This is a genomic window from Streptomyces sp. NPDC050549 (assembly GCF_040655035.1).
Classification (GTDB): Bacteria; Actinomycetota; Actinomycetes; order Streptomycetales; family Streptomycetaceae; genus Streptomyces.
This window is the reverse complement of the sequence record NZ_JBFAJD010000080.1, coordinates 1-13,031: the sequence shown is the minus strand read 5'-3', so window position 1 is coordinate 13,031 and position 13,031 is coordinate 1. Positions and strand designations below refer to the sequence as shown.

At 71.0% G+C, this 13,031-nt stretch carries 10 protein-coding genes; 5 read left to right on the top strand and 5 right to left on the bottom strand.

Annotated features, from left to right (window positions below; translation table 11 throughout):
* Positions 1 to 116: 116 nt before the first annotated feature.
* Complete coding sequence (locus AB0I51_RS47335) at positions 117 to 1,313, bottom strand: magnesium and cobalt transport protein CorA (protein WP_362985565.1); 1,197 nt, start codon at positions 1,311 to 1,313, stop codon at positions 117 to 119.
* A 156-nt stretch (positions 1,314 to 1,469) separates the two neighbouring features.
* Between AB0I51_RS47335 and AB0I51_RS47330 the strand changes: the two genes are divergently transcribed.
* Entirely contained in the window at positions 1,470 to 2,588 is a 1,119-nt protein-coding gene (locus AB0I51_RS47330; RefSeq protein ID WP_362985563.1) for a winged helix DNA-binding domain-containing protein, read from the top strand.
* A gap of 6 nt (positions 2,589 to 2,594) precedes the next feature.
* Here AB0I51_RS47330 and AB0I51_RS47325 read toward each other — a convergent pair whose 3' ends face one another.
* On the bottom strand, positions 2,595 to 3,242 hold the full coding sequence (locus AB0I51_RS47325; RefSeq protein ID WP_362985567.1) for a LysE family translocator: 648 nt from the start codon (positions 3,240 to 3,242) through the stop codon (positions 2,595 to 2,597).
* Between the two features lie 66 nt (positions 3,243 to 3,308).
* Here AB0I51_RS47325 and AB0I51_RS47320 point away from each other — a divergent pair, with 66 nt between their 5' ends.
* Complete coding sequence (locus AB0I51_RS47320) at positions 3,309 to 4,175, top strand: LysR family transcriptional regulator (RefSeq protein ID WP_362985561.1); 867 nt, start codon at positions 3,309 to 3,311, stop codon at positions 4,173 to 4,175.
* A gap of 91 nt (positions 4,176 to 4,266) precedes the next feature.
* Positions 4,267 to 4,449 (top strand): 4-oxalocrotonate tautomerase DmpI, encoded by a 183-nt coding sequence (gene dmpI / locus AB0I51_RS47315; protein ID WP_200717528.1) that lies wholly within the window; start codon positions 4,267 to 4,269, stop codon positions 4,447 to 4,449.
* A gap of 93 nt (positions 4,450 to 4,542) precedes the next feature.
* Here the strand turns inward: dmpI and AB0I51_RS47310 are convergent, their stop codons facing one another.
* The 3 genes from AB0I51_RS47310 to AB0I51_RS47300 form a co-directional block, all read right to left on the bottom strand.
* Positions 4,543 to 5,334 carry a serine protease gene (locus AB0I51_RS47310; RefSeq protein ID WP_362985558.1) on the bottom strand — a complete coding sequence of 264 codons (792 nt, stop codon included), beginning with the start codon at positions 5,332 to 5,334 and terminating at the stop codon, positions 4,543 to 4,545.
* Between the two features lie 204 nt (positions 5,335 to 5,538).
* The gene (locus AB0I51_RS47305) at positions 5,539 to 8,358 is read right to left on the bottom strand and encodes an AAA family ATPase (protein WP_362985556.1); all 2,820 of its coding nucleotides are present in this window, start codon (positions 8,356 to 8,358) and stop codon (positions 5,539 to 5,541) included.
* A gap of 174 nt (positions 8,359 to 8,532) precedes the next feature.
* Positions 8,533 to 9,366 carry a helix-turn-helix transcriptional regulator gene (locus tag AB0I51_RS47300; protein WP_362985554.1) on the bottom strand — a complete coding sequence of 278 codons (834 nt, stop codon included), beginning with the start codon at positions 9,364 to 9,366 and terminating at the stop codon, positions 8,533 to 8,535.
* Between the two features lie 125 nt (positions 9,367 to 9,491).
* Between AB0I51_RS47300 and AB0I51_RS47295 the strand changes: the two genes are divergently transcribed.
* Positions 9,492 to 11,168 (top strand): AMP-binding protein, encoded by a 1,677-nt coding sequence (locus AB0I51_RS47295; protein WP_362985552.1) that lies wholly within the window; start codon positions 9,492 to 9,494, stop codon positions 11,166 to 11,168.
* Complete coding sequence (locus tag AB0I51_RS47290; RefSeq protein ID WP_362985550.1) at positions 11,165 to 12,778, top strand: AMP-binding protein; 1,614 nt, start codon at positions 11,165 to 11,167, stop codon at positions 12,776 to 12,778. The genes AB0I51_RS47295 and AB0I51_RS47290 overlap by 4 nt, the downstream gene beginning before the upstream one ends.
* Positions 12,779 to 13,031 lie beyond the last annotated feature (253 nt).

The window sequence follows — 13,031 nt, the reverse complement described above, 5'->3', positions numbered from 1 at the left end:
GACGCGACAGCCGGGCCACCACCATCCCCACAACGCGGACTCGAACACGAATCGGCCGCCAATGAAAGCTGACGGCCAATCACGAAAGATCGAGGCTAGAAAGGACGCTGCCTGGCCTAGAGCCAGTCCCGCCGCTTGAAGATGACGTACAAACTGGTACAGACAACCGCCATCAGCAGGATCGCGAACGGATACCCGAGCACCCAGTGCAACTCCGGCATCCGATCGAAGTTCATCCCATAGATCGTGCCGACCAGCGTCGGCGCGAACAGAATCGCCGCCCACGACGAAATCTTCTTGATCTCCTCGTTCTGCTCGAACCCCGCCTCCGCCAACGCCCGCATCTCCGCGTTCTGTTGCTGCGTGACGAGGGTCGCGTTCACCGTGAGGATGTCGGTGAGGGCCTGGCGGAAGCCGTCGACCTGTTCGCTGGTGTGGGTGACGTGGTCGGCGACGTCGCGGAGATAGCGCTGGAGTTCCTCGTCCGTGCGGTACTTCGCGAAGCCTGCCATCAGGCTGTGCAGCATGCCGACCAGGGGGCGGGTGGCGCGCTGGAACTCGACCATTTCCCGGGAGAGTTCGTAGATGCGGCGGGAGACCGCCGGGTCGCCGCGGAAGACCTCCGTCTCGATCTCGTCGATGTCGGTCTGGACCCCGGCGACCACCGGTGCGTAGCCGTCGACGACCACGTCGAGGATGGCGTACAGCACCGCCTCGGGGCCGAGGTTCAGCAACTCCGGTGATTCCTCCATGCGTTGGCGGACCGACGAGAGGTCGGGGGCCGCGCCGTGCCGGACGGTGATCACGAAGTCAGGGCCGACGAACACGTGCAGCTCGCCGAAGTCGACCTCCTCCGGTGTGTCCAAGTAGCGGGCGGCGCTGAGGACTACGAAGAGCGTGTCGCCGTAGCGCTCCAGTTTCGGGCGCTGGTGGGCCTCCAGCGCGTCCTCGACCGCCAGTGGGTGGAGGTCGAACTCGGCGGCCAGGGAGAGGAGTTCGGCCTCGGTGGGGCGGGCGAGGCCGATCCAGGCCATGCCGGACGGCTGTTCGCGCAGTTCTCGGAAGGTGTCGGCGAGGGTGTCCGGCGCCGAGACCCGCACCCCGTCGCGGTACAGCGCGGCCTGGACGACGCTGCCCGCCTCGGAGGGTTCGGAGGGGGGTGCGTCGGTGGCGGAGCGGGACGGCTCTGGTGCGGGGGTCGGGGGCGGGGCGGGTGTGCGGCGCCAGCCGGACTTCCTGCCGGTCCTACCGATCCTGCCGGTCCTTCCGATCCAGCCGTTCTTCGAGGTGGGGCGGGCGCGTCGCTGGGGCATCGCGGTGCCTCTCGATCGGGCCTGTGTCTGCGTGATCACGGAGCAAGGGCACGAGCAGGATATACGGGGCCAAACAACCTCGGCGTGTGATCGGGTCCGGGATTCGGTGAGAGTTGCGGACCGAGGGTGTCCGCAATCGTCGCTAGCGTGCGGAGTGTGACCAAGGCGAAGACTCCGACCGCTCCCGTGCTCGACCTCCGCGCCCTCAACCGCGCCACCCTCGACCGGCAGCTCCTCCTGCGTCGCTCACCGCTCTCCGCCGGGGCGGCCGTCGAGCATCTCCTCGGCCTCCAGGCCCAGAACGTCAAGCCGCCGTACTACGCGCTCGCCGCCCGCCTCGACGGCTTCACGCCCGAGGAACTGTCCCGGCCGATGGGTGAACGCGAGGTCGTCCGGATCGTCACCATGCGGTCCACCATCCACACCCACACGGCCGCCGACGCCCTCACCCTGCGCCCGCTGGTGCAGGCCGCCCGCGACCGCGAGCTGGGCGGCTTCCGCAACGGGCTCGTCGGCGTCGACCTGGACCGGCTCGCCGTACTCGCCCGTGAACTCGTCGAGGCCGAGCCGCGCACCATGAAGGAGTTGCGCGAAGCACTGCTGGTCGAGTGGCCGGACGCCGATCCGCAGGCCCTCGCGATCGCCGCCCGCTGCAAGCTGCCGCTCGTCCAGGTCACCCCGCGCGGACTGTGGGGGAGGAGCGGTCAGGTCGCGCTCACCACCGCCGAGCACTGGCTGGGGCGTCCCGCAGAGCCGGCGCCCGACCCGGACGCGACCGTGCTGCGCTATCTCGCCGCCTTCGGTCCCGCCTCCGTCAAGGACATGCAGACCTGGGCCGGCCTGACCCGGCTGCGCGAGGCCTTCGAACGGCTGCGCCCGCGGCTCGTCATCTTCCACGACCCACAAGGCGTCGAACTCTTCGACCTCCCGGACGCGTCCCGCCCCGCCGCCGACACCCCGGCCCCGCCGCGATTCCTGCCCGAGTTCGACAACCTGCTCCTCTCCCACGCCGACCGCACCCGGGTCGTACCGGCCGAGTACTGGGGCCGCACCTGGCAGGGCAACGTCGCCCACCGCACGCTTCTCGTCGACGGCTTTCTCGCCGGGGTCTGGAAGATCGACGAAGGCCACGGCCACCTCGTCGTCGAGCCCTTCGGCCGGCTGACCAAGGTCCAGAGCGACGAGGTGACCGCCGAAGGGGCACGGATGCTCGACACCATGTACCCGGGGACGTCGTACGACATCCGGTTCGGGACCGTGCTGCGGGAGCCGTAGCCCCGCTCAGTCCGCGCGGCCCGTCACCGCGACCGTCACGCCCAGGCCGATCATCGTGAAGCCGCCCGCGCCGCCGATCAGGGACAGACGGCGGTCGGAGCCGGCGAACCAGGTGCGGGCCGCCGAGGCCGTCAGGCCCCACAGGGTGTCCGTGACCAGGCCGATGGAGATGGGGATCAGGCCGAGCAGGAGCATCTGGAGCGGGACATCGCCCGCCGAGTGGTTCACGAACTGGGGGAGTACGGCGGCGAAGAACACCACGCCCTTGGGGTTGGTGACGCCGACGAGGGCGCCGTCCAGGACCGTGCGCAGATCGCCGCGCGGTTCCGATGCCTGGTCCGTCCGCATCGCAGAGGCCTTGAGGTCCTTGCGGTGGCGGAACGCCTGGACCCCGAGGTACACGAGGTAGGCCGCGCCCGCGAGTTTCACCGTCAGGTAGATCGTGACCGAGCGTTCGACCAGTGAGCCGATGCCGAAGGCGACCGCCGCCACCAGCAGGTACGAGCCGAAGACGTTGCCGATCGCCGTCGCCACCGCCGTGCGGCGGCCGTGGGCGAGCGCGCGGCCGATGACGAACAGGACGCTCGGCCCCGGGATCACGATCACCAGCAGCGACATCGCCGCGAAGGCGAGAAAGCGGTCCGTGCCCACCATGCCCATCACTCCCATCAGGGGGCTCATTGAAACAGGAGTTCAGGAGCCCCCTCTAGAGTCGGGGCCATGGAACTGCGGCAGCTCACCTACTTCGTCGCGGTCGCCGAGGAGCTGCACTTCGGGCGGGCCGCCGAGCGGCTGCACATCGTGCAGTCGGCGGTCAGTCAGCAAGTCCGGCGGCTGGAGCGGGAGTTGGGTGCCGAGTTGTTCGACAGGTCGCCCCGGCGGGTGCGGCTCACGGCGGCGGGGGAACGGCTGCTGCCCGAGGCGCGGGCGGTGCTGGCCGCCGCCGAGCGGGCCCGTGCCGCCGTCGCGCCGCCGCCGGGGCTGCGGATCGGGACCAGTACCGGGCTCGGCGCGCATCTGGACCGGGTCCTCGGCGCGTTCGCCGAGCGGGCACCGGACGTGCCCGTCGAGCTGTTCTCGCTGCCGGTCGGGGAGCGGCTGGCCCGGGTCGGGGGAGGGCAACTGGACGCCGCGTTCGTCCGGGCGGTCGAGCCGGTGCCGGGTGTACGGGTACTGCCCCTGTGGCCCGATCCCCTGGTGGCCGCCGTCCCCGCCTCGCATCCGCTGGCCCGCCGCCCCGAGATCCGTGTCGACGAACTGGCCGCGCTGCCGCTCGCGCTCACCGAGCGCCGGAACAACCCGGCGCTGGTCGATCTCGTCGTCGGCGCCTGTCACCGGGCCGGATTCGAGCCGCTGCCCGGACCGGTGAGCGGGTCACTCCAGGACACCCTCGCCAGCATCGGCACCCGCCCGCTGTGGACGGTCGTCTACGCCTCCCACGCGCGCGTGCTGCACAGCCCGCGCGTGGCCTTCGTACCGTTCGAGGCGCCCGGTCTCGCGCTGTCGACGGGCCTTGCCGTGCATGCCACGCGCACACCCCCGCACCTGGACAACCTGCTGCTGGCCTGCGGCGATCACGAGAACTGATCGCTGCGGTCGCGGGCTGCTTCTTGGTCGGGGACGCCCGGCGCGATGAACTGGACCCACCGAACAGGAGCGCAACTCAAGGGAGTTCAGCATGCCCATCGTGACCATCCAGCAGGGACCGCGCGACGTCGAGCTGAAGCGGGACCTCGTCAAGCGGGTCACCGACGCCTTCGTCGACGCGTACAAGATCCCCGCCGAGACCGTCCAGGTGTGGATCCACGAGGTGCCCGCCGACAGCTGGGGAGCGGCGGGGCAGCTCATCGCCGACAAGTAGCGGGCACATGGATAGGGTGCGTTGCGGGCTGCTCGTGGAAGCCCGCAACGCACCCTGGTATTTCCCTGAGGTGTACTCAGGAGACCTTCCGGGCTACGAGTTGACCTGCGTGGTCACCAGGCTGGAGAACGTGGTCAGCCGGGTGTAGACACCCGGGTAACCCGCCTCGGCACAGCCCTCGCCCCAAGAAGTGATCCCTGCCAGGACGCCCCCGATGAGCAGGGGACCGCCGCTGTCGCCCTGGCAGGTGTCTACGCCGCCGGATGTGTATCCGGCGCAAACCATGTCGGACGCGATGAAGTCCGAACCGTAGGAGCTCTTGCAGCTGGTGTCGGACACGATCGGCACGGTCGCCGTCCGCAGCTGGTTGGAGGAGCTGCCGTTCTCCGAGGTGGTGCCCCAGCCGAGGATGCGGGCGGTGGTGCCGGCCGCGTACACGCTGGTCTGTGAGGAGGAGACGTACGACGCCGTCGTGTAGGGCATCGACGTCGACAGCGTCAGGACGGCCACGTCGTCGCCGTTGGTGGCGTCCGTGTAGCTGGGGTTGATCCAGATCTTGCTGACCTTGCTGACGGTGCCGTTCGTACCGTTGAGGTACGTGCGGCCGCCGACCACGCGCACGCTGCTGGTGGTCTCGCCGACCATGCAGTGAGCCGCGGTGATCACCTTGGTGGCGGAGACGAGCGTGCCGCCGCAGAACTGGTTCTGCGAGGCGTCCGTGATCTGCATGACGAACGGGTACGACGTCGTCGTGGTCGTGGTACCGCCGACGATGGGCTGGGGGGCTGCCACAGCGGTGGGGGCGCTGAGCAGTGCGGTCGCTGCGGCAGCGGCGGCTGCTGCGACGACTGCGGTGGTTCTCTTGGCGCGGTTGAGCCCGAACATGAGTCTCCTCATTAGGGTTGCCGGTGGGGGGTCGCGCGGGTGTGGGGGTGTGCAACGGGGGTCGCGGGACCGACCCCCGTATGCCCGGGCGAGCGGCACACCCATAAGCTAGATCCAGGCACACCCTGCTCCCAATGAGGGAACCCCCTAGGGGAGTTGGGCAGGGAAAACCCTCGGTCGCCGCACAGTAAACCCGTAGGGTCCTCAGTTCGGACGGCGCCCCGCCGCCAGTCGGACGATATCCACCCGCGAGCGGATCCCCAGCTTCCGGTAGACCCGGGTCAGCGTCGCCTCGACCGTCTTGACGCTGATGAACAGCCGGGCGGCGATCTCCCGGTTGGTGGCGCCCTCCATGACCAGCGCGGCGACCTGACGCTCCATCGAGGCCAGCCCGTCGAGTCCGTCCAGAGCGGGCGGCGCGGAGGTGACCGCGGGCACCGGCTCCGGCGGACGGGCGACGGCGGCCTCGTCCACCTGCCGCAGCCAGGGCAGGGCACGGCAGCGGCGGAACAGCCGGGTCGCCTCGTCGTACGACGTCGGTCCGGGCCGCCCGGTGCGCAGCGAGGCGAGCGCGAAGGCGGCGCGGGCCTCCTCCAGGCCGTAGCCGAGTTTGGCGAGCCGGTCCTGAACGGACGTCAGTTGCGCCACGGCCGCGTCGTGTTCGCCGCGTGCCGCGCGCACCAGGGCCTCGGCGCGGTCGAGTACGGCGAGGACGCTCTCGCGGCCGAGCCGCAGGGCGCGTTCGCGGGTCACGTCGATGACGTCCTGGGCCTCGGCGGTCTCGCCGATCCGGACGAGGGCCTCGGCGAGGTCGCCGTGCCAGCGTCCGCGCGCAGGGTCGGTCACCTTGAGGGCCTGCTCCAGTTCGCGGACCCGGCGCAGTGAGCGGACGGTGCCGTGGGCGTCCCCGGCGACCAACTGGGCGTATCCCAGGGCACCGAGGGCCCGGGACAGATACATCTGGTCGCCGTCCTCCTCGGCGTGCTCGACCGCCTCCCGGGCCAGCGCGAGGGCCTCCTCGACGTCACCGCCGGAGGCCTCGGCGAGCGCGGTGAGCATCGCGGACGCGGTCTGGCCGATGCCGGAGTCGCGGGCCAGCCGCAGGCCCTCGCGGGCCAGGTCGAGGGCGCGGCCGCAGTGCCCGGAGCGCAGTTCGGTCTCGGCGAAGCCGCGCAGGAAGTGCACCTCGCTCTCCACCGACCCGCGCCGCCGCACCTCGCGCAGCAGCGCGGTGATGGTGGCGCGGGCCTCCGGCAGCTGATCGCTCATCACCAGCCAGCGGAACCGGGCCGAACCGGCTCCGTTGTGATGGCACGCCACTCTCGGGTCCTGGGGTTCCTTCAGCGCGCGCTTGATGGTGAGGGGGGCGTCCGGATGACCCATCAGGGTCTCGGCCTGGGCCTGGAAGGAGAGTGCGAGGAGTTCGGTGCGCCGGTCGCCGGCGAGTGCCGCCAGTTCGGCCGAGCGCGCGGTCTCCGCGCGGGCCTCGGCGAAGTCGCCCTCCACGAGCAGGGCGCGCCAGGCCAGTTGGTAGCGGACCAGGGCGAGCAGCCGGGGGTCGTCGCCCGCGTCGGCGAGAGCCTGCGGGAAGACGGCGTCGACGTCCGCCATGGAGTGGCCCGCCGTGTCGATCACGATGATCCAGGCCCGCACCCGCTCGGCGGGCACCGAGGTCCGGGTCAGCACCTCGCGCGCGATGTCCCGGGCGAGGTCCAGCTCGCCCGCGGTGATCGCGTCCTCGGCGGCCTGCAGCCGCCGCTCGTCGGGACCCGGCACGCTGTCGCCCGGCGTGTGCCGGGCGGCGAGCAGTCCGAGGGAGGCGGCGACCGAGGGCGCTCCGCGATCGCGGGCCAAAGTGGCGGCCTCGGCGAGCCGGGCGGCGACCTCGGGGTCGGTGCCGGTGGTCGCGAGGGCCAGGTGCCGGGCGCGCTCGATGGGGTCGGAGGCCGCGGTCGACAGCGCCGCGTGCGCGGCCCGCCGCTCCTGCGCGGGGGCCTCCGCGTACAGCGCGGCCGAGATCAGCGGGTGCGCGAACCGAACGGCGGGACCCTCGGGTTCCGTTGCCAGCAGGCCGAGTTCGGCGGCCTGGGCGGTCTCTGCCTCGGCGTTCTCCCGGCCGGCGGTCTGGAGCAGCGCTACGGTGGGGCGGGCGCCCGCGCTCGCGACCAGCAGGGTGCGGCGGGCCTCGGCGGGCAGCATGTCGAGCCGGCTCAGCACCAACGCGCGTAGCGAGGTGGGCACGGGGAGCGGCTCGCCGGGTCTGGGCGGGGTGGGGTTCTCGGCGAGAGCACGGCCCAGTTCGAGCGCGAAGAGCGGGTTGCCGCCGCTGGTGCGGTGGATCTCGCGGACCGTGGAGCGGGGCAGCCCGGTGTAGCCGCGGTCGTCGAGCAGCGCCGAGACCTGCGCCCGGGAGAGCGGGCTGAGCCGGAACGCGAGGGTGTCCGGCGGCGAGGCGTTCAGATAGCGGTCGTACTCCTGGCCCTCGGTGCGCACCGCAAAGATCATCTGCACCTGGGTGTCGCCGAGGCGGCGGGCGGCGAAGCCGAGGAGTTCCGCGCTGGCCGGGTCCAGCCACTGCAGATCGTCCGCCACGACGAGGACGGGACCGTCGGCGGCGAGCGCGCGCAGCGCGGACAGGACCGCGAGACGCAGTGCGAGTCCGTCGCGCTGGAGGGAGGACTCGCCGCGTCCGGTGAGGGCGGATTCCAGTGCCGTGCGCTGGGCGGCAGGCAGCCGCTCGGACACCTCGTCGAGGACCAGACCGAGGAGGTCGGCGAGGGCCAGGAAGGGGAGATGCGATTCGGACTCCGTGGCCGAGCAGCGCAACACGGTCCGCGCCGAGTCGCCGTATTCCGCGCTCAGCGCCCGCAGGACGGTCGACTTTCCTATTCCGGCGGGGCCGTGGAGCAGCACACTGCCACCGCCGGCGAGCTGGTCACGGGCGGCGTTGAACATCTCCTCCCGGCCTATGACCAGGTCGGGGCGGGTTCTGGCAGGCTCCTTGAAGTCCCGTCGCACGGTCACCGCTCCCCTCGTGTGTCGTGTCCGGGCCAATATTAGGCAATCAGTCCTTGAAATTCGGATGGACGGGGTCGTGAGGGAAATAACAACCGTGTGACAGGAGGAAATTCAAAGCTCCGATGAATGAATAGACGGCCCTCGTCGGAGCCGGTCCCCGGGCCCGCGCAGGCGCCCGTCTCATGGCAGCACCCCCGCCCGCCGCGCCGCCACCACGGCCTCCCCGCGGGTGTGTGCGCCGAGTTTCCGCATCGCCGAGCGCAGATACCCCTTCACCGTCTCCGGCCGCAGCCCGAGCCGCTCCGCCGCCACGGCGTTGGTCGCCCCGGCCGCCACACACGCCAGTACGTCCAGCTCCCGGGGCGCCAGTTCCACCTCCCCGGTGGCCGCCTCGGCCGTCAACAGGCCGCAGGCGTCCAGGAGTTCGGCCCGCAGCGCGGGGTCCGGGATGCGTGGGGCCAGCGCCCGCAGCGCCGCGTGCGCCTCCCGCACCTGCTCCCACACCGCGCTCGCCGCCGGGTCGGGGGCCGGTGCCGGACGCGCCGCGCTCAGCAGTTCTCCCACCTCCTCCCGGACCACCAGAGCCTGTTCCACGTCCCGGGCGGCCTCCATCGCCGCGCTCAGCATCCGGTCGCCCAGCGGCTGGGCGGTGCGCAGCGCGCCGTAGAGGACACCGCGCACCCGGCGCCGTACGACGACCGGGACCGCGAGGATCGCGCGCAGGCCCTCGGCGGCCACCGGGGCGTCGTACTCGTGGCTGATCTGGCGGGAGGCGGAGTAGTCCAGGACGGCGCACGGGCGGGCGAGGGCGACCGCCTTGCCGCCGAGACCGTTGCCCGAGTTCACCGCGAGGGCGCGCAGGGACGGGGTCAGCGTGCCGCTCAGTTCGCTGATGCGCATCTGCTGCCGGCCGCTCTCCACCAGGCCGCCGAAGGCGACCGGCAGCCCCGTGCCGCGCCGGAGCCGTACCAGTGCCGCCCGAATCTCCACCATCCCCGCCGCGTCCGTCGTCACCCGCCTGCCCCTTCGTTGCGGCCGTTCCGCTGCACACACCCCCGTACGGGGGTAGTGAGACCCACATCACGGATTACACGATGTCAGAGAGCCGCCCGGCAATGGTCCGGTTACTAGGAGGACAGATGACTACGGCTAGCGAGTCGTTCCGTAGTGCGCGGGATTTCCTGTTGGCACATCGCGAGGACTATGCCACGGCCTACGAGGGTTTCTCCTGGCCCCGGCCCGAGCACTTCAACTGGGCCTTCGACTGGTTCGACGTCATCGCCCACGGCAATGCCCGCACCGCGCTGCACATCGTCGAGGAGGACGGCCGCGAGACCAAGCTGTCCTTCGGTGAGCTGTCCGTCCGCTCGGACCAGGCCGCGCACTGGCTGCGCACGCGAGGCGTCCGTTCCGAGGACCGGATCCTGGTCATGCTCGGCAACCAGGCCGAACTGTGGATCACCGCCCTGGCCGCGATGAAGCTCGGCGCCGTCGTCATCCCCGCCACCCCGCTGCTGGGCCCCGCCGACCTGCGCGACCGCGTCGACCGCGGCCGGGTCCGGCACGTCATCGCGCGCGCCGAGGACACCGGCAAGTTCGACGAGGTGCCCGGCGACTACACCCGCATCGTGGTGGGCGGCGAACGGCCCGGCTGGCTGGACTTCGAGGAGGTCTACGACACCTCCGCCTCCCTCTTCGTACGGGACACCGCCCCGACCCTGGCCGACGACCCGCTGATGCTCTACTTCACCTCGGGCACCACCGCCCGCCCCAAGCTGGTCGAGCACACCCACACCTCGTACCCGATCGGCCATCTGGCCACCATGTACTGGATCGGCCTCCAGCCCGGCGACGTGCACCTCAACATCTCCTCGCCCGGCTGGGCCAAGCATGCCTGGTCGAACCTCTTCGCCCCCTGGAACGCCGAGGCGACCGTCTTCATCCACAACTACACGCGCTTCGACCCGGTCCGGCTGATGGCCGAGATGGACCGCGCGGGCGTCACCACCTTCTGCGCCCCGCCGACCGTGTGGCGCATGCTCATCCAGGCCGACCTGACCCAGCTGCGCACCCCGCCGCGCGAGGCCCTGGCCGCGGGGGAGCCGCTGAACCCCGAGGTCATCGAGCAGGTCCGGCGTGCCTGGGGCGTCACCATCAGGGACGGCTTCGGGCAGACCGAGACAGCCGTCCAGGTGTCCAACAGTCCCGGCCAGCCCCTGAAGACGGGTTCGATGGGGCGGCCCAGTCCGGGGTATCGCGTCGAACTCCTCGACCCGGTGTCCGGTGCCCCGGGCGCCGCCGAGGGCGAGATCGCGCTCGACCTGTCCAACCGCCCAGTGGGCCTGATGACCGGCTACCACGGTGACCCGGACCGTACGGCGGAGGCGATGGCCGGCGGCTACTACCGCACCGGTGACATCGGCTCCCGCGACGAGGACGGCTACATCACCTACGTCGGCCGGTCCGACGACGTCTTCAAGGCCTCCGACTACAAGATCTCCCCGTTCGAGCTGGAGAGCGCCCTGCTGGAGCACGAGGCGGTGGCCGAGGCCGCCGTGGTGCCCGCGCCGGACGAGCTGCGGTTCGCCGTTCCGAAGGCGTACGTCGTGCTCGCCGCGGGCTGGGAGCCGGGACCCGACACCGCGAAGGTGCTGTTCGAGCACTCGCGCCAGGTCCTCGCACCGTACAAGCGCATCCGGCGGCTGGAGTTCGCCGACCTGCCCAAGACCGTCTCCGGCAAGATCCGCCGGATCGAACTGCGCGAGGCGACGGCCGCCGGGTCGGGCGCCGAGTACCGCGAGGAGGACTTCCGGTGAACTCGTACACCCATGGAACAAGCGGGACTTCACTCCTCGGCGACACCATCGGCGCCAACCTCGACCGGGCGGTGGCGGCCTGGCCCGACCGCGAGGCGCTCGTCGACGTACCCTCCGGGCGACGCTGGACCTACGGCCAATTCGCCGCCGATGTCGATCGGTTGGCGTGCGCGCTGCTCGCGAGCGGGGTCACCGAGGGCGACCGGGTCGGGATCTGGGCGATCAACTGCCCCGAGTGGGTGCTCGTCCAGTACGCCACCGCCCGCATCGGTGCGGTCATGGTGAACATCAACCCGGCCTACCGCACCCATGAGGTCGAGTACGTCCTCAACCAGGCGGGCATCTCGGTCCTGTTCTCCTCGGTCGCCCACAAGAGCAGCGACTACCGGGCGATGGTCGGCCAAGTGCGGGGCAAGTGCCCGGAGTTGCGTGAGGTCGTCTACATCGGCGACCCGAGCTGGGACGCGCTGCTGAGCCGTGGCACGGGTGACGAGCCGTACCCGGAACTGTCCTGCGACGACCCCATCAACATCCAGTACACCTCGGGCACGACCGGCTTCCCCAAGGGCGCCACCCTCTCGCACCACAACATCCTCAACAACGGCTATTTCGTGGGCGAGTTGATCACTTACACGGAGCAGGACCGGGTATGCATCCCGGTGCCCTTCTACCACTGCTTCGGCATGGTGATGGGCAACCTGGCGGCCACCTCGCACGGCGCCTGCATGGTCATCCCGGCCCCGTCCTTCGACCCGGCGGCGACCCTGAAGGCCGTACAGCAGGAGCGGTGCACGTCCCTCTACGGCGTACCGACCATGTTCATCGCGGAGTTGAACCTCCCCGACTTCGCGACATACGACCTCTCCTCACTGCGCACCGGCATCATGGCGGGCTCGCCCTGCCCGGTCGAGGTGATGAAACGGGTGGTCGCCGAGATGCACATGGCGGAGGTGTCCATCTGCTACGGCATGACGGAGACGTCCCCGGTCTCGTTGCAGACGCGCAGGGAGGACGACCTGGAACACCGCACCGGCACGGTCGGCCGGGTCCTGCCGCACCTGGAGGTCAAGGTCGTCGACCCGGCGACCGGTGTCACCCAACCCCGGGGCACCGCAGGGGAGTTGTGCACCCGCGGCTACAGCGTGATGCTCGGCTACTGGAACGAGCCCGGGAAGACCGCCGAGGCGATCGACGCCGGCCGCTGGATGCACACCGGGGACCTGGCCGTGATGCGCGAGGACGGATACGTCGAGATCGTGGGCCGCATCAAGGACATGATCATCCGGGGCGGCGAGAACATCTACCCGCGCGAGATCGAGGAGTTCCTCTACGCCCACCCGAGGATCGCCGACGTCCAGGTGGTCGGAGTACCGCACGAGCGCTACGGCGAGGAGGTCCTCGCCTGCGTCATCCCACGCGACCCGGCCGACCCGCTGACCCTGGAGGAACTCCGCGCCTTCTGCGAGGACAGGCTGGCCCACTACAAGATCCCGACCCTGCTCCAGGTCATGGACGCCTTCCCGATGACGGTCTCGGGGAAGGTACGGAAGATCGAGCTGCGGGAGCGGGCGGTGCGGGACAGCAGGCCCGGGGCCGAGTCCTCGAACTAGCCGCCCACTGCGTCGAGTCGGCCGGCGGGGTTGCCCAGTGGCCGGGGTGCCCGGGACCTTTCCGGTGCGGGGTCGGGCGGTCCGCGGTGAGGCTTCCGCCGGACCGCCCGTCGGCCGCCGTGAGTCGCCACGAAGCGACCGTGGTTGTCGCGGCCCTCGAACTAGTGCCGCATCAAGCAACGTTGGCCCTGTTGTGATGTGACGCGCCGTGCCGATGCTGTGCCGGGCGGCGCGTGTCCGACACCCTGTCCGA

What these genes read in the sequence shown, in the direction of transcription:
- AB0I51_RS47335 (WP_362985565.1), bottom strand. Translation starts at nt 1,313, where the DNA reads ATGCCCCAGCGACGCGCCCGCCCCACCTCGAAGAACGGCTGGATCGGA.
- AB0I51_RS47325 (WP_362985567.1), bottom strand. Translation starts at nt 3,242, where the DNA reads ATGGTGGGCACGGACCGCTTTCTCGCCTTCGCGGCGATGTCGCTGCTG.
- AB0I51_RS47320 (WP_362985561.1), top strand. Translation starts at nt 3,309, where the DNA reads ATGGAACTGCGGCAGCTCACCTACTTCGTCGCGGTCGCCGAGGAGCTG.
- dmpI (WP_200717528.1), top strand. Translation starts at nt 4,267, where the DNA reads ATGCCCATCGTGACCATCCAGCAGGGACCGCGCGACGTCGAGCTGAAG.
- AB0I51_RS47310 (WP_362985558.1), bottom strand. Translation starts at nt 5,334, where the DNA reads ATGTTCGGGCTCAACCGCGCCAAGAGAACCACCGCAGTCGTCGCAGCA.
- AB0I51_RS47295 (WP_362985552.1), top strand. Translation starts at nt 9,492, where the DNA reads ATGACTACGGCTAGCGAGTCGTTCCGTAGTGCGCGGGATTTCCTGTTG.